Annotated in this window: 15 protein-coding genes and 1 pseudogene; 9 read left to right on the forward strand and 7 right to left on the reverse strand. The window is 70.3% G+C overall.

Annotated features, from left to right (window positions below; all coding sequences use genetic code 11):
• On the reverse strand, positions 1–1478 hold a 1478-nt coding region (locus ACZ3IC_RS31925; RefSeq protein ID WP_467421960.1), incomplete at its 3' end, for a beta-ketoacyl synthase N-terminal-like domain-containing protein.
• Positions 1479–1832: 354 nt separating this feature from the next.
• Between ACZ3IC_RS31925 and ACZ3IC_RS31930 the strand changes: the two genes are divergently transcribed.
• The 4 genes from ACZ3IC_RS31930 (at position 1833) to ACZ3IC_RS31945 (ending at position 5393) form a co-directional block, all read left to right on the forward strand.
• The gene (locus ACZ3IC_RS31930) at positions 1833–2528 is read left to right on the forward strand and encodes an SGNH/GDSL hydrolase family protein (RefSeq protein WP_467421962.1); all 696 of its coding nucleotides are present in this window, start codon (positions 1833–1835) and stop codon (positions 2526–2528) included.
• A 41-nt stretch (positions 2529–2569) separates the two neighbouring features.
• A complete protein-coding gene (locus tag ACZ3IC_RS31935; RefSeq protein WP_467421963.1) occupies positions 2570–3043 on the forward strand; it encodes a hypothetical protein in 474 nt (157 codons plus the stop codon).
• 534 nt (positions 3044–3577) lie between these two features.
• On the forward strand, positions 3578–4471 hold the full coding sequence (locus ACZ3IC_RS31940; protein ID WP_467421964.1) for a helix-turn-helix transcriptional regulator: 894 nt from the start codon (positions 3578–3580) through the stop codon (positions 4469–4471).
• Positions 4472–4619: 148 nt separating this feature from the next.
• On the forward strand, positions 4620–5393 hold the full coding sequence (locus ACZ3IC_RS31945; RefSeq protein WP_467421965.1) for a LuxR family transcriptional regulator: 774 nt from the start codon (positions 4620–4622) through the stop codon (positions 5391–5393).
• Here ACZ3IC_RS31945 and ACZ3IC_RS31950 read toward each other — a convergent pair.
• The 4 genes and pseudogenes from ACZ3IC_RS31950 to ACZ3IC_RS31965 all read right to left on the reverse strand — a co-directional run.
• Positions 5365–5715, reverse strand: a pseudogene (locus tag ACZ3IC_RS31950) (hypothetical protein); the annotation flags it as partial. The gene ACZ3IC_RS31945 and the pseudogene ACZ3IC_RS31950 sit on opposite strands and share 29 nt — an antisense overlap.
• Positions 5716–5987: 272 nt before the next feature.
• Positions 5988–6236 (reverse strand): hypothetical protein, encoded by a 249-nt coding sequence (locus ACZ3IC_RS31955; protein ID WP_467421966.1) that lies wholly within the window; start codon positions 6234–6236, stop codon positions 5988–5990.
• A complete protein-coding gene (locus ACZ3IC_RS31960; RefSeq protein ID WP_467421968.1) occupies positions 6233–7567 on the reverse strand; it encodes a S8 family peptidase in 1335 nt (444 codons plus the stop codon). The genes ACZ3IC_RS31955 and ACZ3IC_RS31960 overlap by 4 nt, the downstream gene beginning before the upstream one ends.
• Positions 7568–8278: 711 nt before the next feature.
• Positions 8279–8566 carry a hypothetical protein gene (locus tag ACZ3IC_RS31965; protein ID WP_467421969.1) on the reverse strand — a complete coding sequence of 96 codons (288 nt, stop codon included), beginning with the start codon at positions 8564–8566 and terminating at the stop codon, positions 8279–8281.
• A 328-nt stretch (positions 8567–8894) separates the two neighbouring features.
• Between ACZ3IC_RS31965 and ACZ3IC_RS31970 the strand changes: the two genes are divergently transcribed.
• Entirely contained in the window at positions 8895–10811 is a 1917-nt protein-coding gene (locus tag ACZ3IC_RS31970) for a hypothetical protein (protein ID WP_467421970.1), read from the forward strand.
• Positions 10812–10920: 109 nt separating this feature from the next.
• A complete protein-coding gene (locus ACZ3IC_RS31975; protein ID WP_467421971.1) occupies positions 10921–11103 on the forward strand; it encodes a hypothetical protein in 183 nt (60 codons plus the stop codon).
• 521 nt (positions 11104–11624) lie between these two features.
• Here the strand turns inward: ACZ3IC_RS31975 and ACZ3IC_RS31980 are convergent.
• Both ACZ3IC_RS31980 and ACZ3IC_RS31985 read right to left on the reverse strand, forming a co-directional pair.
• Positions 11625–12059 carry a DUF2690 domain-containing protein gene (locus ACZ3IC_RS31980; protein WP_467421972.1) on the reverse strand — a complete coding sequence of 145 codons (435 nt, stop codon included), beginning with the start codon at positions 12057–12059 and terminating at the stop codon, positions 11625–11627.
• A gap of 546 nt (positions 12060–12605) precedes the next feature.
• The gene (locus tag ACZ3IC_RS31985; protein WP_467421973.1) at positions 12606–12932 is read right to left on the reverse strand and encodes an Lrp/AsnC ligand binding domain-containing protein; all 327 of its coding nucleotides are present in this window, start codon (positions 12930–12932) and stop codon (positions 12606–12608) included.
• Positions 12933–13150: 218 nt separating this feature from the next.
• Between ACZ3IC_RS31985 and ACZ3IC_RS31990 the strand changes: the two genes are divergently transcribed.
• The 3 genes from ACZ3IC_RS31990 to ACZ3IC_RS32000 all read left to right on the forward strand — a co-directional run bounded on the left by ACZ3IC_RS31990 (position 13151) and on the right by ACZ3IC_RS32000 (position 19563).
• On the forward strand, positions 13151–16513 hold the full coding sequence (locus tag ACZ3IC_RS31990; RefSeq protein ID WP_467421974.1) for a serine/threonine-protein kinase: 3363 nt from the start codon (positions 13151–13153) through the stop codon (positions 16511–16513).
• Positions 16514–17192: 679 nt separating this feature from the next.
• Positions 17193–17987, forward strand: coding sequence for a PHP domain-containing protein (locus ACZ3IC_RS31995; RefSeq protein WP_467421975.1), 795 nt, complete (start codon positions 17193–17195; stop codon positions 17985–17987).
• 199 nt (positions 17988–18186) lie between these two features.
• Positions 18187–19563, forward strand: a complete 1377-nt coding sequence (locus tag ACZ3IC_RS32000) for an FAD-dependent oxidoreductase (RefSeq protein ID WP_467421976.1) — start codon at positions 18187–18189, stop codon at positions 19561–19563.
• Positions 19564–19580: the final 17 nt, after the last annotated feature.

The raw sequence follows: 19580 nt of genomic DNA on the forward strand, positions 1-19580 counted from the left end.
CGCTGCTCCAACTGCGCCCGGGTGGTGGCGGCTGAGAAACCGACGTCCAGGAGCCCGGATTCCGGTCGGGCGGTCAGGTGGCTGCGTAGGCGTTCGGCCTGCGCGCGCAGCGCGGCCTCGTCGCGGCCCGTCACAACGACCGGTACGGCGGTCGGGTTGTGCCCCGCCCCGGACTCGGCCTCCTGGTGTTCCGTACCCGGCGCACCCGTGAGGACCACGTGGCAGCAGGTGCCGCCGATGCCCAGCGAGGTGACGCCCGCGGCGATCAGCGGGGTCTCCGTGGCGGGCCAGGGCTCGGTGGCCGTGGCGACGCGGAGGCCCAGGTCGTCCAGCGGGATGTCGGGGTTGGGCCGGACGTGGTTGAGGCTCGGGACCAGGGAGCGGTGGTGCACGCACAGCGCGGTCTTGATCAGACCGGCGATGCCCGCGGCGCCCTCCAGATGGCCGATGTTGGTCTTCACGGAGCCGACCGCCAGCGGGGCCGTACGCCCGGTGGCCTGCCCGTACGCCTCACCCAGGGCGGCCGCCTCGATCGGGTCGCCGACGCGGGTACCGGTGCCGTGCAGTTCGACGTACTGGACGTGGGCCGGGTCCAGGCCGGCGCGGTCCAGGGCCGCGACGGTCGTGCGGGCCTGGGCGGAGGCGCTGGGGACGGTGAGGCCGTCGCCGGTGCCGGTACCCAGGGCGCTGCCCTCGATGACCGCGTACACGCGGTCACCGTCGGCGACGGCCCGGTCGTACGGCTTGAGGACGACCAGGCCGCCGCCCTCACCGCGTACGTACCCGTTGGCGCGCTCGTCGAAGACGTAGCTGGTGGCGTCGGGCGACAGGGCGCCGGCCGCCTCGACCACGGAGGTGCTGAGCGGGGAGACGATCAGGTGGACGCCGCCGGCAAGGGCGGTGTCCACCTCGCTGCGGCGGAGGCTCTCGCAGGCCAGGTGGACGGCGACGAGGGAGGAGGACTGGCCCGTGTCCACGGTCATGCTGGGGCCGTCCAGGCCCAGCGCGTGCGAGATCCGGTTGGCGATCATGGAGCGCGCGGTGCCCGTGAGGGTGTGGCGGCTGATGTCGCGGCTGTCCGCGCGGGCCACGAGGTCCGCGTAGTCGGCGGCCATGACGCCGAGGAAGACACCGATCCGCGTTGCGCGGACCCCGGCCTCCTCGTCCCGGTCCCCCGCCGGGCCGGGGACGATCCGCGCGTCCTCCAGCCCCTGCCACGCGAGCTCGAGGGCGAGGCGCTGCTGCGGGTCGGTGTCCGCGGCCTCCTTGGGAGACATGTGGAAGAACGCGGCGTCGAACTCGTTGATGCCGTCGACGAATCCGCCGCGGTCGGGGCCGTACGGGCGCTCGGGAGCACGGTCCCGGATGGCGTCGCGGCCTTCGGCCAGCAGGCGCCAGAACTCCTCTGGTCCCGATGCGTTTGGCAGCCGGGACGCGATCCCCACGATCGCTATCCGCTGCCGATCTGCGCCGGTCATGGCATTTCCCCCGTTGTCGCTCAAGCTCTCGCAGGTCGTCGTGGGCCGAGGCTAGGCGGGGGTCGGAGGCAACCGGCTGCCGACGGCAGGAAGCTGCCAAGTTCCGGGAGCGGAATGGGTCGCTGCGCCGGCGCAGCGGTGGCCCGGCCCGGTTGCCTGACCGAAACTGTCCAGGTTGGCGTCGTGGCGGAACCGGGGCCGCGGTGCTGAACTGGGGCCCTGGTGCGGGCTGTTGTTGCCCGCCCAGTCGGGGGAGATTACTGTCGAGCCGCGCTCGGAGGATCGGGACGGCTGGGCCGGCCGGGCCGGAATTCCGCGCGGCGACCGATCTCTCTCACCCCTAGGGAACCGTTCATGCACCCCTGCTTGATGCCCGTCGTGGCCGCGCAAGCGCTGTACGTACGCATGTCCACCGAGGCGCTGCCACCCGCCGGCGGGCCGGACTCCGGGACGGTCGGCGAGGTGGCCGGGACCGAACCGCTGCGGATCGCCGTGATCGGCGAATCGACCGCGGCGGGCTGCGGCGTGGAGCGGCACGAGGAGGGGTTCACCGGCCAGTTCGCGCGGGAGCTCAGCGTGCGCACCGGGCGTCCCGTGAAATGGTCGGTGCGCGGCCGGTACGGGGCCACGGCGCGGCGCATCCGGTACCGGCTGCTGCCCGAGCTGGACAGCGGTCTCCACGTGGTGGCCCTGCTGGCGGGGGTCAACGACGTACTGACCCGGCGCAGTCCGCAGGACTGGGGCGACGATCTGGGGGCCGTGGTCGGCGAGCTCGCGCAGCGGGCCGATCAGGTCGTGGTGACGGGCATACCGCCGTTCGCGGAGTTCCCCTCCGTCCCCGGGACACTCGGCCGTTACCTGGGAGAGCGTGCGGCCGTGCTGGACGAGGTCGCGCAGCGGGTGTGCGCGGACGTCCAAGCGGCGACGTGGATCGGTTCGACGAACGTCCTGCCGATGGGTCCGGACTTCTTCGCCCGGGACCGGTTCCACCCCTCCGCCCAGGGGTACCGCGAGTGGGCGCAGGTCGTCGCCGGGAAGGTGGCGCTGTGAGCGGGGCCGGGGAGCGGCGGCCGGCTGCGGAGTGGCCTTCCGTGCCGGGCGCACGGGATCCGCTGACGGGGCTGCCGTTCGTGGACGAGCACCGGGTGCTGGTCGCCGCGGATGCCGCGCAGGTGTGGCAGACGCTGACCGAGGTGGTCGGGCGGAAGGGGGGCGGGCGCAGCAAGGCGTACGCCCGACTGGTGCGCGCGGAGTCGGTGGCCGCTTCGGGGCCGCCGCTGGAGCTGGGCTCGACGCTGCCCGGAATGCGCGTGGTGGAGTCGGTGCCGGGCGTTCGGGCCGTCCTGACCGGGCGTCATTTCCTCTCGAGGTACACGCTGCTGGTCGCGTTGGAACCGGCGCCGGACGGGCCGGGGACGGTGCTGGTGGCGGGTACGTACGCGGTGTTCCCGGGGCCGCTGGGCTTCGGGTACCGGCAGCTGGTCATCGAGTCGGGCGCGCACGCGCTGGCCGTACGACGGCTGCTGGCGAGGGTCCGCGAGCGAGCGGAGCGCCACCCGTCCTAGCGGTCCGAGTTCTGAATGCCGCGCCCTTTTGTGTCCGGCCCCGCCAGGGGCCGGTACGGGCCGGTACGGGTCCGGCATTCCGGCGGACGTACGAGCCCGGGCGCCCTCGGTGTACCCGCAGGAAGCGACCGGAGAGCTAACGGGGTGCGTGCCGTGGGCGACGGCCAGGCGAAGGTGAATTTCTCGTGTGGAACTGTTGCGCTTCTCAACAATTGAATTGTATGCAATGAGCCGGTAACGACCTTGCCACAGAGGTGGGTTGACCCTCCATGGCCCATGAAAGTCGCAGGTCGGCACGTATATCGTGAACTTGGACCGGTTTTGGAACGCGAGTTGACGAGCCTAGGTGCTCCTCCTAATATTGGCCGCGTTCTCGAGGATTGCTGAGTCTTTATTAGCTGAGGCTAAGGTTCCGATCGCATCCGCCAGTCTGCGAAAGGTTTCGGACAGCCGAGCCGGCAAGACCTATGCGAGCGCGTGGTTGCGTGCGCGCGAGAGCGGACAACACTCGTGCGTGCTGGGGGGAGCACACGAATGGCAGTGGCAGCGGAACGACCAGATGTGCTCGCGGAACTCCGAGGGGGACCGGGGAGGCAGGACAGTGTCGTCCGGTTGCAGGACGCGCTCTTCCGGGGCCGGGAGCTGATCGACTCCACGCTCTCGATGTCGATGCGGCAGCTGGAGCTGCCCGATCGCGATCCTGTGTCGCACGCCGGGAGCGGTGATCTCGCCGGCGCGGTAGCGCAGACACTGGACATGGGCGGGCGCGACATCGCCATCACCCTCGCCGAGGCGGGGGAATTCACTGATGCGGTACTCGGGCACCTGGACCGGGTGCAGCCCGGTCCGTCCGTGCGGGTGCTGTGCACCGCCACTTCCGCCGATGCCCACGCCGACCGGCTGGGCCGCTTCCAGGAGCGGCGGCCGCGCACCGAGATCCGCGTCACGGACCGGGAACTGCGAGCCGCCCTCGTCGTGGACGGCATTGCCGCCGTGGTCTCCACCCCGGTCGCGGAGATCGGAACCGGAGAGAGTGGAAGCGTGACGGCCGGAGGCGCGGAAACGGTGACCGCGGGATCCGATGCGCTCCCTGGGACCCCGGTGGCCTCCTCGGGCGGCCGGGTGGCCGCGGTGATTCGTGATGTCGGTACCGTCCAGGCCCTGGAGCTGCTGTTCACGTGTGTCTGGGCCGGGCGCCGACGGCTGAACGGTCATCTCTGTTTCGGTCCGCGACTCCGCTCCGAGCTGGGCCGGGATGTCCTGCGGCAGCTCTGCTCCGGCAGTACCGACGAGGCCGCCGCCCGGGATCTCGACGTGTCGCTGCGCACCTATCGGCGTTACGTCGCTGACATCATGCGGGAGCTCGACGCCAACTCTCGGTTCCAAGTGGGCATCCGGGCCATCGAGTTCGGGCTGCTGGCTGCCTGATACCGCCCGCGAGGAGCCTGGGCCTGCCGTACCCGCGTAGCGGAGTGGTCTGCTCCGATTGTGGACGGTCATCCCCCCCGGGCTCACTCCCCCCGCCCCCACCCCCCAAGGCCTCACGGCCCGCCCGCCGCAAGGAAAGCGAGAACGCGTGACCGAGCCGTCCGTAGAACCCCGAGACGAGCTGGAGCGGGGACTGTTGGAGGTGCAGGCGCTCATCGAGCTGTCCATAGCCCTCCACCGGGACCGCAACGTCAAGGAGCAGCTGATCACCCGGCTGGACGGCACATGCGCCGACGTGCTCGACACGGCGCGCGAACTCATCGACGGCGCCGTGCACAGCATCGACATGGTCCACGCCCGCGGACCGGCCCTCTCCGCGCAGGCCGCCCGCCTGAGCTGGGCCGAGCACGACCTGCGGCGGGCCGCGGCCGGGGTGGCGGTGCGACTGCTGGCCGTACCGAGCCGGCTCGACGAGGACTTCGTCCGCGACCAGCTGTGCAGCGAGAACCTGGTGGAGATCCGGGTCGCCGCCGTGCCCCCGCTCCAGGCGCTCATCGTCGACGACGCGGCGGCCCTGGTGGTCGCCGGGCCCGCGGGTGGCGGCAGGGTCTCGCTGATACGTGCCCCCGAGGTCGTGCACGCCATGTGCAGCCTGTTCCGGAGCGTGTGGAGCGGGGCCACCCCGGCCAGCGACAGCCTCGTGTTCGGGGAGCGGACCGCCCTCGCGCGGCGGATACTGGGCGCTCTCCAGCGGGGGATCACCGACGAGGCCGCCGCCCGCGAACTCGATGTGTCGGTACGGACGCACAGGCGGCACGTCGCCGAGATCATGGCGGTCCTGGGAGCCAGCTCCCGCAGCCAGGCCGGCGCCAGGGCGGCCAAACTGGGTTTCCTCACGGCATCGGCCGCAACCCGCCCTTGAACCCGGGGCCCGCTCGCTCAGTGCTCCTCGGAGTGGACCACCTGACTGCCACCGCTGTCGCTGTGTCCCGCACGGGACGGGTGTGAACGGTGAATGCGGCGGTGCGGACGGTGCCCTGGTGCTTGAAGTCGAGGAACAGGCGGTAGGCCCCGTCGGTGGGGGCGGTGGTCATGAAGGAGACGTCGGGGCCGGGCTTGGTGGTGCCGCCGGGTTCGCCCTCGGGGTGGACGTGGAGGTAGGCGAGGTCGCCGGTGCGGAGCGCGACGAGGTGACCGTAGGCGCCGAGGCACGGCTCGAGGGCGGTGACCGGCTCGCCGTCCTGCCGCTCGGTCGTCCGGCCGGTCGCGCAGAACGGCACTGTCCTCTCCGACAGCTCCACGGCCCGGCGGACGAAGTCGACCACCATCGCCGGGTACTCGTCGAACTGTCGCGAACTTGCGCCACAAGCTGCTGCTCGCACAGCACCCGGCCGACATGTTGTCGTTCTCGGAGGAGGAGATCAGACGTCTGGGGCGTGCGTGAAACCGCGCGATCGACGCCGGACTGATGAAGGACGGCGCGGAGACGAACAGCCCCGGGGGCCGTTTCTCGGACTCACTGGATCGGGGATTCGGGCGGGGGGAGTTGGACGGTGCGCTCCCGGTCGACGGATTCGACGCCGTTGACTGCTTTCAGGGCCGGGATCCGGCCCTCCGCGATGGTGCCGGAGAGCGTGCCGAGCATCGGCTGCTCGCCCGTGACCGTCAGCCCGGCCCGACGCAAGGCCTCGACCACTTCCACGAACCGGTCGGGGTCGACCGCAAGGATGACCCCGACCGGCGCGGAGTTGGACAACTCGCTCACGGCGACTGGAGAAGACCCGAGCCGATGTCCCTGACGGGGTGCATCAGCGGGAACGCACCGGACAACAGACTGGCCTTGAGATCGGCCGCGGAAGCGTTGGGGTTCGCCTGGGCGAGCATTGCGAGGACACCCGCGACGTGCGGCGTGGCCATGCTGGTGCCGCTCAAGTTCTGGTACCCGCCGCCAGGGGCAGCCGAGCGCACGTCCCTGCCGGGTGCGGCGATGTTGACCTCGCCGCCCTGGCTATTGATGCCGCCGTTGGAGAAGAACGACGGCGTGAGTGCCTTGTCGAGCGCGCTCACCGCGAGGATGGAGGGGCAATTGGCGGGCCGACTTACGGGCTCGATGCGTGGGGGTCGATCGCTGTCGTTGCCCGCGGCAGCGACGATCACTGTGCCGCGCTCGAGCGCGCGCTGGGCCAGCTTGTCGTAAGTCTGCGGGAAGAGCTCACCCGGTCGGACCCGAGCGCCGAGCGACATGGAGATCACCCGCGCGCCGTGGGCGATGGCCCATGCCATGCCCGCCAGTATCTGGCCGTCGGTGCCGCTGCCTGCGTTGCTGAGCACCTTCACCGCGAGGATGCGGGCGTCGCAGGCCACGCCGTAGCGGGGTCCCTGCTGGGGGTTGGCCGGACCGGCAGCCGTGCCGATGCAGTGCGTGCCGTGGCCATTGCCGTCCTCTACGGCCTCTCCGGGTACGAAGGAGGTCGTCGCCTCGATGCGCCCGACCAGGTCCGGGTGGTCGGTGTCCACGCCGGTGTCGAGGACGGCGATTTTCACATCGCGTCCGGTCAGGCTGGACAGGTTGGCCCGGATCGCCAGCAGGCCCCAGGTGCAGTTCCGCTCGTCCCAGGCCGGGCCCTGGGCAGCAGCGATTTCGGCTCTGGAATGGCGGGCAACCACTTCCTCGTCGCTGCGGTAGGCCGGGAAGAACTCGGTCGGCGCCTCTTGCGGGGCCGTGATCGGCATGGCGTAGACCATGCGCTCTGGCTCGGCCGCGATGATCGAGGATTCCGCCTCGGCCGTGGTCACCAGCGCGTGGCGCATCTCGGGCCGCACTTCGACGACGGCGGCGCCGAGTTCTTCGAAGAGCACCGATACGTCGGGGCGCTCGAGGAGTTCGGCGACGTTCGTGGCCTCGGTTCCTCGGACACGTTCGACGGGCGCGATGTCGGCGGAGGAACGCAGTGCGTTGAGTCCGCTCTCCTGGTTGCTCGGGTCGAGCAGGACCACGTACCGACCGGTGTACTCCGTACGTTGGCCCGTGACGGGGCCATTGGGTCGATCGGGCTGCTCGCCGAAGGCTCGCCTGTCTATGGGGCCGTTCGCCATTGAATTTCCCGCTTTCTGTGTGCTTCCCCCGGTTCGTGGACACGCGCTGATTCATTGAGTGCCAGGCGCCAAGGATGGTGGGGCGCGGGACTGTCGTTTATCGACGCGTGGTGCCGCCGCCCGTAAGGCTGTCCCTCGCCAGGCCGTCGTCCTTGTACACCGTTGCACTGGGCACGGAGGCCCGCAACACAGCGCTGCCGTCGGTTGATCTCCTTCCCGCGCCCGTTGACCTGTCGCAGCGAAGGTTGAGCGATTCTCACCGAAGGTTGAGTGAGTGGTCCTGAACGCCGTCGCTCGTAGGCTCCTGGCGGAGCCGTGCCTTCTTGCGCAGGTAGTGGAGCCGATTGCGGCAGGTGGGTGAGCACGTGACGCAAGTCTGGTTCGTGGGTCCTCGCCCGAGGGGACCGCAGCATGCTGCGCAGGTTGTCGGTCGCTGTCTGGGCGGGGCGTCAGAGGCGGGTTCGGGATTGGGAAGGTCGCTTCTGTCGAGTCGTCGGCGGGTGTAGGCGGTGTGGCGGCAGCGCTTCGAGCACCAGCGTCGTTGGCTGCCGAGTAGCGGAGCGCCGCAGATGCCGTAGATCGGTTGCGGGACGGCCAGGAGGTGGTTGGTGCGGGCGAGGCGCCGTATGTAGGAGGCGAGCCCTTCGCCGAGGTTCGGCCGTACCTGCATGGGCAGGGGTGCCAGCCGGGTGGTCACGGGGAAATGTCCGTTCAGCAGGTCGGCGGGCTGGGTGCGCGGTAGCCGATCCGCTGGTTGCGGACGTAGGCGGTGAGCGTGGAGAAGGAGATCGAGACGCCGTGATCGTCCATCAGCGCGGTCCAGATGTCCTTCGCACTCATCTCCTTGCTGATCGTCGGGTTCACCAAGTGGTGGACCGAGGCGATGACCGGCGTCTTGCGGTAGCGGCCGGGCCGCTGGCGGGCGGGAGGGAGTGACGTGGTCAGGGCCTGGCGGACGACGAGTCGGCTGACACCGTGCCGCTTGTGTGGGCTCCTCAATTCGGTCTCAAATAAAGTGTGTTGGGCCAAAGAAAGTTCGCCGTGCGGCTAACGTCGGACGGAGCCGACGGCCGGCAGCGACGAAGGGGGAAGCATGGACGATCGTCAGCCGGAAAGCGGTGCGGGCACACCGGAGCCACCGCAGCAGCCGCCTCTCCCTGTCGTGCCACCGGACAGCCCACGGCCCGAGGACACGGCACCCTCCTTCCCTTCTCCACCCCCCACCGTTCCCCCACCACCGGCCCACCCGCCCATCGCGGCACCGGCGGCCGGTCCCCGGAGCAGGCGGCGCCTGTATGCGGGCCTGTCACTGGCGGCGGCGGTGGTCGTGCTCGTCGCCCTGTTCCGGCCGGTCGGTTCCGGTGGGCCTGACGCGGACTCCGAGGGGGCGGGCGGAGAGTCCCCGGCCGCCGTGGCGGCCAAGGGCGCCGCCGCGGCCAAGGCGTTGGCGGCGCTGCCGGGTGTGCGTCTGTCGGCCGCCTACCGTTCGAGCGGCGGAAAGACCGAGGTCCGGGCCGATCTGACCGTCACCTCCGACGGCGAGGCCGGCGGAACCCTCCGGATGCCGGTGACCGGCCGGGCCGCCATGGCGTGGTCCGCGGACCAGCTCTATCTCAAGGGCGACGACGACTTCTGGGCGCAGCAGGGCCCGCATTACGGAAAGGATCTGTCCAGCAGCGGTCACTGGGTGGCGCCGGTCAAACGCGACGGCTACTACATGCTCGACAGCTTCGGCGTGAATGCGGGCTCTCTGAAGCCCGCGTCGCTCGCTTCCGTCGTGCGCGAGGTCACCTCCGACCCCTCCGTCGTCCGGGAAGACGTCGAAAGCGTGCGGGGCCGAAAGGCCACGTCCTATGTCGCGCGGGACTGGACGGTCGTCCTTGCCGACGGGGCACCGCACACGGTGCTGGCCATCGGGATCAGCCCGGCCCGCTCCAGCCCGGTCAAGTCGGCGTCCTGGCGTCACACGGCAGGCGGCCGGGCGCTCCCGGCTGTTCACCGGATGCCGTCCGACGACAGCGACAGGTACAGCAACCCGTACCTCAACGTGATACTGAATCCGGCCACGGGCAAGGAGGCAAAAGCCGTACGCGTGGCCGCCGACGAGGCGAAGACGGCCGCCGTGCCTCCCCTGACGTCCGCCGAGAAGGTGAAGAACGCTCAGGGGCCGGTCTTCACGACCTCCTCGGACGATCCGTACCTGTGCACGAGCAAGCCGTGCTCGTACTCCTACACCGTCACGAACGAAGGAAACGAGCCGGCGGAGGCCACCCTGCACGTGAGTTTCCCGGGCATTCCCGACCGGGCCCACCCGCTGGGTGTACTGGCCCCGGGGAAGTTTCGGACGGTGAGCGGGACGCGCCCCAATGCGGCGGCCGGCACGGGAACGACCGTGCGGCACGTCGACCCCGTGTGGGTGTACTCGTCCGCGTACTACGGGCCCGATCCCAAGGTGGCCCAGCGCCTGCACGCGCGGAATCTGAAACCGGACGACGTGTTCGTCGCCACCCCGCTGAAACCGGCCGTCGCGAAGTTGCTGGACCTGATGACGAAGGACGCCGCCGGCAACGACACGAAGGCCAACGAGGACGCGGTCGAGGCCCTGCGCAGTGCCGACGATCGGGGCCAGCTCCCCCTGCTGGCGGCGATCGCGCATTCAGGACGCCTGTCGAACATCAAGGATCTGGCCGCGAACGTGATCAAAGCCAACAAGATGGACAACCCGGGTGACATCCGCGTGCTGGAGCAGGTTGCCCACCTGATGGTGACCGATCCGAACACCGAGGTGACCTACGACGGCGCCTACGAGGTCAACGGAAAGAAGTACAAGGCGGACTACATCACCGTGTCCCGCAAGGGAGGGGAGGAGATCAAAAAGGCGTTCCAGGTCAAGGCCGCCAGCTCCAGGAGGAATCTGCCGGACAACGTGGACAAGGGCGGCAAGCAGCTCAACGGGGAGGCCGGAGCGAGCGGAACGGACGGCCTGGCCGACAACTCACCCCCCGGCTTCAGGCGTGTCCTCCAGATCTATCTGGAGCCGAACCTCACGGACTTGTTCCACCAGACCAAGGCCGACCTGGAGAGTTCCCTCTTCGAGACCAGGAAATGGGCCAAGGTGCGAGAGAATCTGTGCAAGCAGAGGGCGGACGAGCAAGGGCCGCGTATCGAGGAACTGGTCATCGTCAACGGGGCCGGCACCCATGTATGGGCGGACCTGAGCAAACTCTGCACGGGGAAGCGGTGATCTGGCGGGACGGCCGACTGGATGACCCGGAGGTGGCGTTGGCCTGGTACGAGGCGCCCAGGCTGATGGCACGGAGGGGATCGTCGCGAAGCGGGCCGGTTACGCGCATGTGCGACGGCTCGGCATCGTCACCGACACCGAGCACCAGGCCGTCGACGACGCCCGTGCCCAGGCCCTTGCGATGCTCGTTGACCGCTCCGGAGCGTTCGCGGCCGCCGCCGAGTGGACATCCTGGCGCTGGAACCCGGACTGGCCCGTGCCGCGCCTGCCCCAGGACTCCCCGGCGTACTGAGGACGGCTAGTACGCCGCGCGGCTTCAGAGATGGATGCCGGAGAGGCGGGACAGTCTCTTCAGTTCGGGGTTGGCGCGGCGGTGCAGGGTGACCAGGACGCGCAGCGCTTCGCGGCCCATGGGGTGGATGCGGGCCATATGAGGGGTGTCGAACGCGCGGGAGAGGTTCTCCAGCGCACCGTCGCGGTCGCCGAGGTCGAGCTGGGCGCGCGGCGTTGATCTGGGTCGGTGCTACCCGGGTCGGCGGCAGGCATTTGGAGCCGGACCAAGCGCGTACTGCTGACCTACGACTGACCTACGACCAGACCCGCGCCTACGGGCCGCCCGTTCCCGGCCCGTAGACGTGAAGGGAAGCCGCGTCCGTCGACACCGGGTCGGCTGCCCTCTTGCCGGGCAACATGCCAATCCGGCACGAGCTGGTTCTCACGGTTCCGTCCCCTCCCGGGCAAGCCCTGCGCTGCGCTGGCCCCAGGAGCCACCCCGTCGTGACCGTTCAGTGAGACCGACGGGTGATATGCGGGTCAGTGCCAGCCGGTGCAGGACCAGCTGCCCCCTCGGCCGTCATAGATCTCCACGCACGCGCGGTAGGCGTTGCTCGACCCGACCATTTGCGTGTACGCGGCATAGGAGGGGGAGGCATTCGCCGTATACGACGCACCACCCCGGATCTGGATCTTGAACCGCCAGGAGCTGTTCGCCTTCTCGATCCGCGCCCAGGCAGCACTGCACCGGGCCGAGTTACGCAGCTGCACCTCCGGCCCGCCGCCCGCCGGCCGTACCCGGTCGATGACCTTGGCCCCAGAGCCGCACCCCTCGCTCTGGGGGCTCTTCCCCGTGCATGAAGAGCCCTTGCACGCAGTCGGCGCCGCGGCCTCGGCGGACAGGACAGGAGCCAGCAGCAACGCCGAGGTCAGGACAGCGGTGCCGAGGGACAGAAGTGAACGACGAACAACCATACGGCTCTCCTTCAACAAACGAATGCCCGTGGACCGGGATCTCCAGCGCAGGGGCGCTTGCTGTTGATAGTGATCCGACCGAGGCTCCTGGAATCCCCCGCGGCCCATGCACCACCCCACCGAGTGAGATCCCTCAGGGAGTTCACCCCCTCGCGTGCGGCTGCCCCGGCCGTGGCCGCCAGGAACGGCCCAGCAGCGAGACACCCGAGCAGAACCCACACCGTCCTGCACGATCCCGACGGGCGCGTCGAAGCCGAACTCCCCTCGACTGCTGCTCCCATGAATGCCTGGTCAAAGCCGTCCTCGCCAAGCAGCAACCCAGGCCTGCACGGAAACGAGTGCGGCGAGGACGGGCCACGGCTGGTACGAGCAAGACCACCTTTCAGTGAAGGCGATTGCCGACAGAGAGGGGACCAGCCTTGCCACCGTCCGTCTCGCGCTCCTGAAGGGGGGCACAACGTTGCGCCCCGCTGGGTCCTGTCCCGGCCGCCCCAGGCGGAAGTGATCTTTCCGAGTGCAGGGGCAACTGCGTGTCCCCTCTTGCAACTACTCGCATAGGGGTCGGTCGTCGATGAAGTTCGTCATGACGAGGGCGGAGGTCAGGCGCTGGACCCCAAGCAGTCGGGCGAACTGCCGGTCGTAGAGCTGCTGGAAGGCGGCGAGGTCGGTGATGGCAATGCGTAGGAGGTGGTCGAGTTCGCCGAAGAGGCGCTGGGCCTGGAGGACCTGCGGGATGTCGGCAACGCGGCCTCTTCGAAGGCGGTGACGGTGCCGGGGGTCTCCCAGCGCAGGGTGACGAAGACGAGGGCTTCGAAGTGCAGGCAGACGGCGGCCCGCACTCGGGGGTTCGAGTCGTGGCTGGAGCGTGATCACGCGATCTCGATGGACTTTCGACCCGCGCGTCAACGGGTTTGCGTCGCAGCCGTTGTTCTGGCTGTTCTGGACGGCGGCGGAGGTCGTGCGGCTGTCGCACGCGGCGGTGGAGCTTTGGCGAATGCTGTGCGGAGATGATCGCACCGATCTCGACGCGGGCGGACCATCGAACGAGGTGTCTGCCGTGGACGTGATACGGAGAAAGGGCTGAAGCCGGCGTGGTGGGTGAGGTATGGCGGGTCGGGCAGGTCGTGGACGGGCGCTACGAGATTGCCCAGGTGCACGAGGGCGGTGGCATGGGCCTGGTGTATCGGGTCCGGCACCTGGAGTGGGCGACCGACCTGGCGGTGAAGTGCCCGCGAGCGGAACTCTTCCGTACCGGCGAGGAGCGGGACCTGTTCACGGCCGAGGCGGAGATCTGGGTGTCGCTGGGCCTGCATCCGAACGTGTGCGCCTGCCACTACGTACGCGTTCTGGACGGGCTTCCACGGGTGTTCGCCGAGTACGTCGCCGACGGCAGCCTGCGCGACTGGATCGACGACCGCCGCCTGTACGCGGGTGACCCGGCCAGCGCGCTCGCCCGCATCCTCGACGTGGCGGTGCAGTCCGCCTGGGGGCTGGACCACGCGCACGGGCGTGGGGTGGTGCACCAGGACGTCAAGCCTGCCAACATGCTGCTCGACGCCACCGCGGACGGAGTCGTCGCGAAGGTGACCGACTTCGGCCTGGCCCGGGCGCGGGCCACAGTCACCGGGCCGGTGCCCACGGGCACCCCGGCGGGCATGAGCGTGCTGGTGTCCAACCGGGGTCTGACGCCCGCCTACGCCTCGCCCGAGCAGGGGATGGGTATGCAGGTGGGCCGGCGTTCCGACATCTACAGCCTGGCCGTGTCCGTGCTGGAGATGTTCACCGGCGGGATCAGCTGGGTGCTCGGTGCCGTGGCCGGTGAGACGCTGGCCATCCGGCGCAGGCGGGTCGAGCCCGGCATACCCGACCTGCCGTGCGGGCTTGCCGATCTGCTGGAGCGGAGCCTGAGCCCGGACCCGGCCGCGCGGCCCGCGTCCATGGGCGAGTTCGCCGGTGAACTCATCGAGATCTACCGGCGAGTGACCGGGTCCCCGTATCCGCGGTCGGTCCCGGCGGCCGCGGACCTGCGGGCCGACGAGCTCAACAACCGCGGGGTCTCTCTGCTCGACCTCGGCCGTGCGGCCGATGCGGGCGAGGCGTTCGCCACTGCGCTCGCCGTCGATCCGCAGCACCTGAACGCCACGTACAACGCCGGTCTGCTGCGATGGCGGCGCGGCGAGATCACCGACGGGGACCTCGTCGTGGCGCTCGACGCGGCGGCCGCCGGGCAGTTTGGACCCGGCGAGGCCCGCCGACTCCTCGCCGAGGTGCACCGGGAACGCGGCGACCACGACGAGGCCGACGCGCTGCTCGGCCGACAGTCGGCGGCCCGGTTCGGACGGTCGAGCGGCACGCGCCGCGTTGCTTGGTACGTTCATCAGGAGCGCGACGCGGTGTACGACCCGTTCTTCGACATGGAGGTCACGCCGGCCTCGCCGTCCATCCGGGTCTGCTTCACCGACGACGGCACACGCGCGGTCAGTGTGTGCGACGGGGTGCTGCGGGAGTGGGATGTCCATGAGGGGCGGTGCCTGCGGGAGGTGCCGGCACCGGTCGCCCCGAAGGAGGAGCCCGTCAAGCTCGGCATCAGTGGCGACGGCCGGTACGCGATCACCGCCGGGCTGTACACCGTGCGGTTCTGGGACCTGGCCGAGGGGCGCTGCCTGCGGGTCTTCGACGCCGTTTTCGATGGCCGCCGAGAGGGGCTGGACCGGATACTCCAGTGGCCGAACTCGGTGTGCCTCAGCGGCGACGGACGGGTCGCCGTCGCGGCGTACCACGGCGGGATCGTACTCGTCTGGGACTTTCCCAGTGGTGCGCTCCGGCTGGTCCTGGACGGGCACGACAGCAAGGCGACGGCGGCGATCGGTCACAATGGGCGACTCGTGCTCAGCGCGGGCCGTGCGGACGGAACGGCACGAGTGTGGGACGTGGCAACAGGCCGCTGCGTTCGCGTGCTCGACAGCTGTGAGCGTGTCCACGGGGTCTGGCTCGCCGCCGATGCGGAGCGAGCGGCGGTGGCGGGTGACGGGGAGATCCGGGTCTGGGATTTCCGCAGTGAACGCGCCCGCGTGTTCCAGGGTGTGGGCAGGCTTCCCCGGGTGTCGATGTCGGGCGATGTGGTGGTGTCCATGGACGTGGACGACACGGTTCGCCTGTGGGCGATGGAGGACGGACGGTGCTGGCGCACCCTCCGAGGGAACGGAAGCCGCGTGCTCGCGGCCCATTTCGACACGGAGGCGGGTGTCCTGCGCACCGCCTGGCAGGACAATCACCTTCGCTGGTGGGCACTGCCTGAGCGGTACACCGCACCGCCCCGGCTGAGCCGACCGCGCCGGCATCCCGAGCTGAGCATGTTCCGCAGTAGGGTGGCCGACCTGACGAACCGCGCCCGGACGGCCGACGAGCCGCGCACGGCCCTGGAGTTGCTCGCCGAGGCCAGGGCGGTACCCGGGCACGAGCGTGAGCCGGGGCTGCTTGCCGCGTGGCGCGAGCTCGGGCTGTCCGCGACCCGGGTGGGCCTTCGCTCCGCGTGGCCCGCCGGAGTGTTCGACGCCGGAGCCGACGCCGGGCAGGTGGCCCTGGACACGAGCGCCGATGGCCGTATCGCCGTGTCCGGCGGGGTCGGTGGCACCGTGCGGGTGTGGAATCTGGAGAGCGGAACCTGCAAGCGCGTGACCAGGAAGCGGCCCCACCTGGTCGGCGCCGTCGGGATCAGTGATGACGGGACACGGGCGATGTACGCGACGGGCACAACGATCACCGCGTGGTGGGTCCGAAGCGGTGAGCGGGTCACCGTTGTGGACCACCCGTCGGCGCTGGGCGTGACTGCGTTCGACTCGGCCGCGCGAATGGCGCTGGTGGCGAGACAGGACGCGATCCGGCTGTGGAACCTGGACACCGGTGCGTGCGAGCGGGAGCTGCCGCCGCATCCGAGTGCCACCGCACTCTGGCTCGGGCCGGGGCTTGCCGTTTCCGGGGGAACGGACGCGACGGTGCGGCTGTGGGACCTGAACACCGGACGGTGCGTGCAGACGTTCCGCGGCCACACCCATCAAGTGATGTCGGTCTGCCTGAGTGCGGACGGCCGGCACGTTCTCTCCTCAGGCGGGTACACCGACCGTACGATCCGGCTGTGGGACGCCGCGACGGGCGCGTGTCTGCGCGTCTTCGGTGATGAGCCCGACAGCCAGAGAGGACTCAGCGCGGTGCCCAAGGTGCCATCCAAGCGGGTGCGGTTCAGCCCGGACGCGCGCTTCGCCATCTCCGGCGGAAGCGACACCACCGTACGGATCTGGGAACTCGCCACCGGGCGGTGCCTGTGCGTTCTGGAGGGCCACGAGGGTGCGGTGTCGGCCGTCCTGATCAGCCCGGACGCACGGTTCGCCCTCTCCGCGGGCACGGGCGGGGCTGTACGGCGCTGGGAACTCGACTGGGATCTGCAGGTACCCTGACGCGGCAACTCGTACGGGTCGCAGCCCTCGAAGCGGATCCTTACTGAGAGCGTGGGAACGATCCGGCGGCACGCGATGCGGTGGGCGGCTTCGCGCAGCGCGGCTTCCCGTTCGGCGACGGCCGCGGCGTCGGCGGCGAGCTCGGCCTGGATGACGTCGTCGGTGTCCGGGTCGTAGACGGTGCGCGGCGCGGCCCGCCTATGGACAGTCGCCGGGCTCCCGCACCAAGTCGCCTGCCACCACATGGTTGTGACGTTGCTCGATAGTTGGCGGAATTGATCGTTAGGTGGCGAGCTGCGGTCCGATCGCTCTGAGTGCGGTGACGAGCTGGGGACTCGCAGCGCGGCTAGTCGATTGAGCCGGGATGTCGGACCCGGGCGGTCCGGCGAACATCCCCTGACAAGGAGGCTCATGCGCGACGAGGCCGTCCGACGACTGGAACAACGCATCGCGCGCTACGAGACGGCGGGCGATGCCTCCCTCCTGCACGCGCCGGACGCGCAGGAGGACGTCGACGCGGCCCGGGAGGCGGTGGCGGCCCCGGGCGGAGCGATGTCCAACGCGGCGCACGCTTGGGGTCTTCCTCTGTCACAGGGGCGAGACGAGTCGTCCTCCAAGCATAGCCGACCTCATCCTGGTCATTGAGATCTTCAGCCACATTCCGGAGAGGGCGGACGCAGTGCCCCGCCCCGCGCGCAACTCGATCGCCCATGTCTGGAACGACCGGGCCGCGGACCTGTTCCAAACGGCCGACGGGAGCGCCCAGAGCCTCCTGGACCTCGACGAACCGGTCCGGCTCTTCCGGAACTCGGTGCTCATGCTGGGGCAGGGACACCCGATGGCGACGATCGTCACCGCGCGCGCCGGGGCCGCGCTCGTGGCCCGCTTCCGGATCGCGGGCGAGCTGGCCGTCCTGGACGAGGCCATTGTCCACCTGCGCTCTCCCCTCGACGATTCTCAGGTGGAGGACGAGGACACGCGCGCCGTGTGCTCGACCAACCTCGGCTGGGCTCTGCGTCTGCGCTTCTGCCTGCGGGGCGACCCGGCGGACCTCGGGGAGGCGCTCCTCCATCTCTGCGACGCCCACCGGGCGGGACCGGCCGACGAGCTGGTCCATGCCGCCGCTCTCCGGCTGCACTGGGCGGGCGCGGACGACCCGGTCCTGGCCACCGTGCGGGAGCGGATGACACCGACGGACTGGAACGCCGTCACCGGGCCGCGCCCCCCTGGCTGGCACTGGTCCTGGACGGCCCAGGAAGCCCTGCCGGACTCGGAGTTCCCGCCTATGCAAGCGCGTGGCCGAGGAGCCAGCTGGTATCGCGGAGACTGCCACATCCACTCCGTGTACTCGGACGGCGAGCTCACTCCTGAGCAGTTGGCAGCCGACGCTCGCACAGTAGGACTCGACTTCATCGCCACCACCCTCACGGAGGGCGTGTACGGCCGCTGCCCCTCCTGCCGCAACGCGCCCTGACGGCGTGGCAGTGACGGTGATCCGAGGCGAGTGTATTCGGGATGTGCGAAAGAGCCGGAAAGCAGCCGATCTGGCCTGCAAAGCGGGATACTGGTGCCTGCTGACGATGAAGCGACCAGGGGGCGCATTAGTGAAGTCTGTGGAGAAAACGGGTCGTCAGGGTGCGGGCGGCGGACGGGGCGCGCGGCATGCCGTCGTCGTGGGCGGGAGCCTCGCGGGGCTGCTCGCGGCGCACGTCCTTGCCGGGCATGCCGACCGGGTGACCGTCGTCGAGCGCGACCGGTTCCTGGACGGCGCAAGGCCGCGGCCCGGCGTACCGCAGGGACGGCATCCGCATGTTCTGCTGGAGGGCGGGCAGGTGGCCCTGGAGTCGTTGCTGCCGGGCTTCCTGGCGGAGCTGCGGGCGGCGGGGGCACCGCGCCTGGGCATGCCGTCGGACATGGTGCAGAGGCAGAACGGGCGCTGGTTCCGGCGGCTGCCCGCGACGACGCACATCTACACCGGTTCCCGCGGGCAACTGGAGGAGCTGGTGCGGCGGCGCGTCCTTGCCGACCCGGTGATCAGCGTGGTGGAGGGGACCGATGCCGTCGGGCTCCTAGGTGACGCCTCGCGCGTGCGGGGCGTGCTGCTGCGGGAGCGCTCCGGTGACGTCCGGGGGGAGCAGCAGGCCCTTGAGGCCGACCTGGTGATCGACGCCTCCGGCGGCGGTACGAAGGCCCAGCAGTGGCTGACAGCGATCGGGGCCGAGGCCGCGCACGAGGAGACCATCGACACGGGTCTCGCATACGCCTCCCGCGTCTACCGCGGCAGGAGCGGCGTCCTCGACGGCGACACCTGCGGCTACTACGTCTACCCGAGCCCCGCCCAGGTCCACGCCGGTGGTGCGCTGCCGCTGGAGGACGGCACCCATCTGGTCATCGTGTCGGGGCTGCGCGATGACGAACCGCCCACGGACGACGACGAGTTCGTGACGTACACCAAGAAGAGGCTGCCGCACCCGCTCCTGCACCAGTGGCTGGACGAGGCCGAACCGCTCTCGCCGGTGTTCGGCTACCGGCGGACCGCGAACATCCGCCGCCGCTACGACCTGCCCGGCCGCCGCCCGGCCGGCTTCCTTGCGACCGGCGACGCCCTGTGCAGGTTCAACCCGATCTACGGGCAGGGCATGGCCGTCGCCGCGATGAGCGCCCTCGCCCTGCGCGACGTGCTGGCCGAGCCGCGTCGGATCCCCACGACGCGGCGCGTGCAGAGGGCACTCCTCGCGGCGTCCCGGCAGGCGTGGGACATCTCCGCCGGGGCGGACCGCACGATGCCGGGTGCGGTGGGTACTGCCGCAGCCGCAAAGCCAGCGGACCGCGTCGCCGACTGGTACCTGCGGCGCGTTCTGGAGCGCTACCCCGGCGACCCCGTGGTGGGGCCCGTCTTCCGCTCCGTACTGGCCCTCTGCGCACCCGTCACCGCCCTGTTCGCTCCGCCCGTGGCCCGGGCCGTCCTCTTCCGCCCGCCCGCGCCGACACCCACCGAGCCGCCGACAACGCCGGAGGAGCCCCCGGGCTTGAGCGAGGCCGGCAGCTGAGTGGGGTCGAAACCGCG

This window comes from Streptomyces sp. NPDC002958, from assembly GCF_055563255.1.

Coding starts and splice junctions, on each gene's coding strand:
- ACZ3IC_RS31940 (WP_467421964.1), top strand. CDS start 3,578: ATGGCAGTGGCAGCGGAACGACCAGATGTGCTCGCGGAACTCCGAGGG.
- ACZ3IC_RS31930 (WP_467421962.1), top strand. CDS start 1,833: ATGCACCCCTGCTTGATGCCCGTCGTGGCCGCGCAAGCGCTGTACGTA.
- ACZ3IC_RS31960 (WP_467421968.1), bottom strand. CDS start 7,567: ATGGCGAACGGCCCCATAGACAGGCGAGCCTTCGGCGAGCAGCCCGAT.
- ACZ3IC_RS31980 (WP_467421972.1), bottom strand. CDS start 12,059: ATGGTTGTTCGTCGTTCACTTCTGTCCCTCGGCACCGCTGTCCTGACC.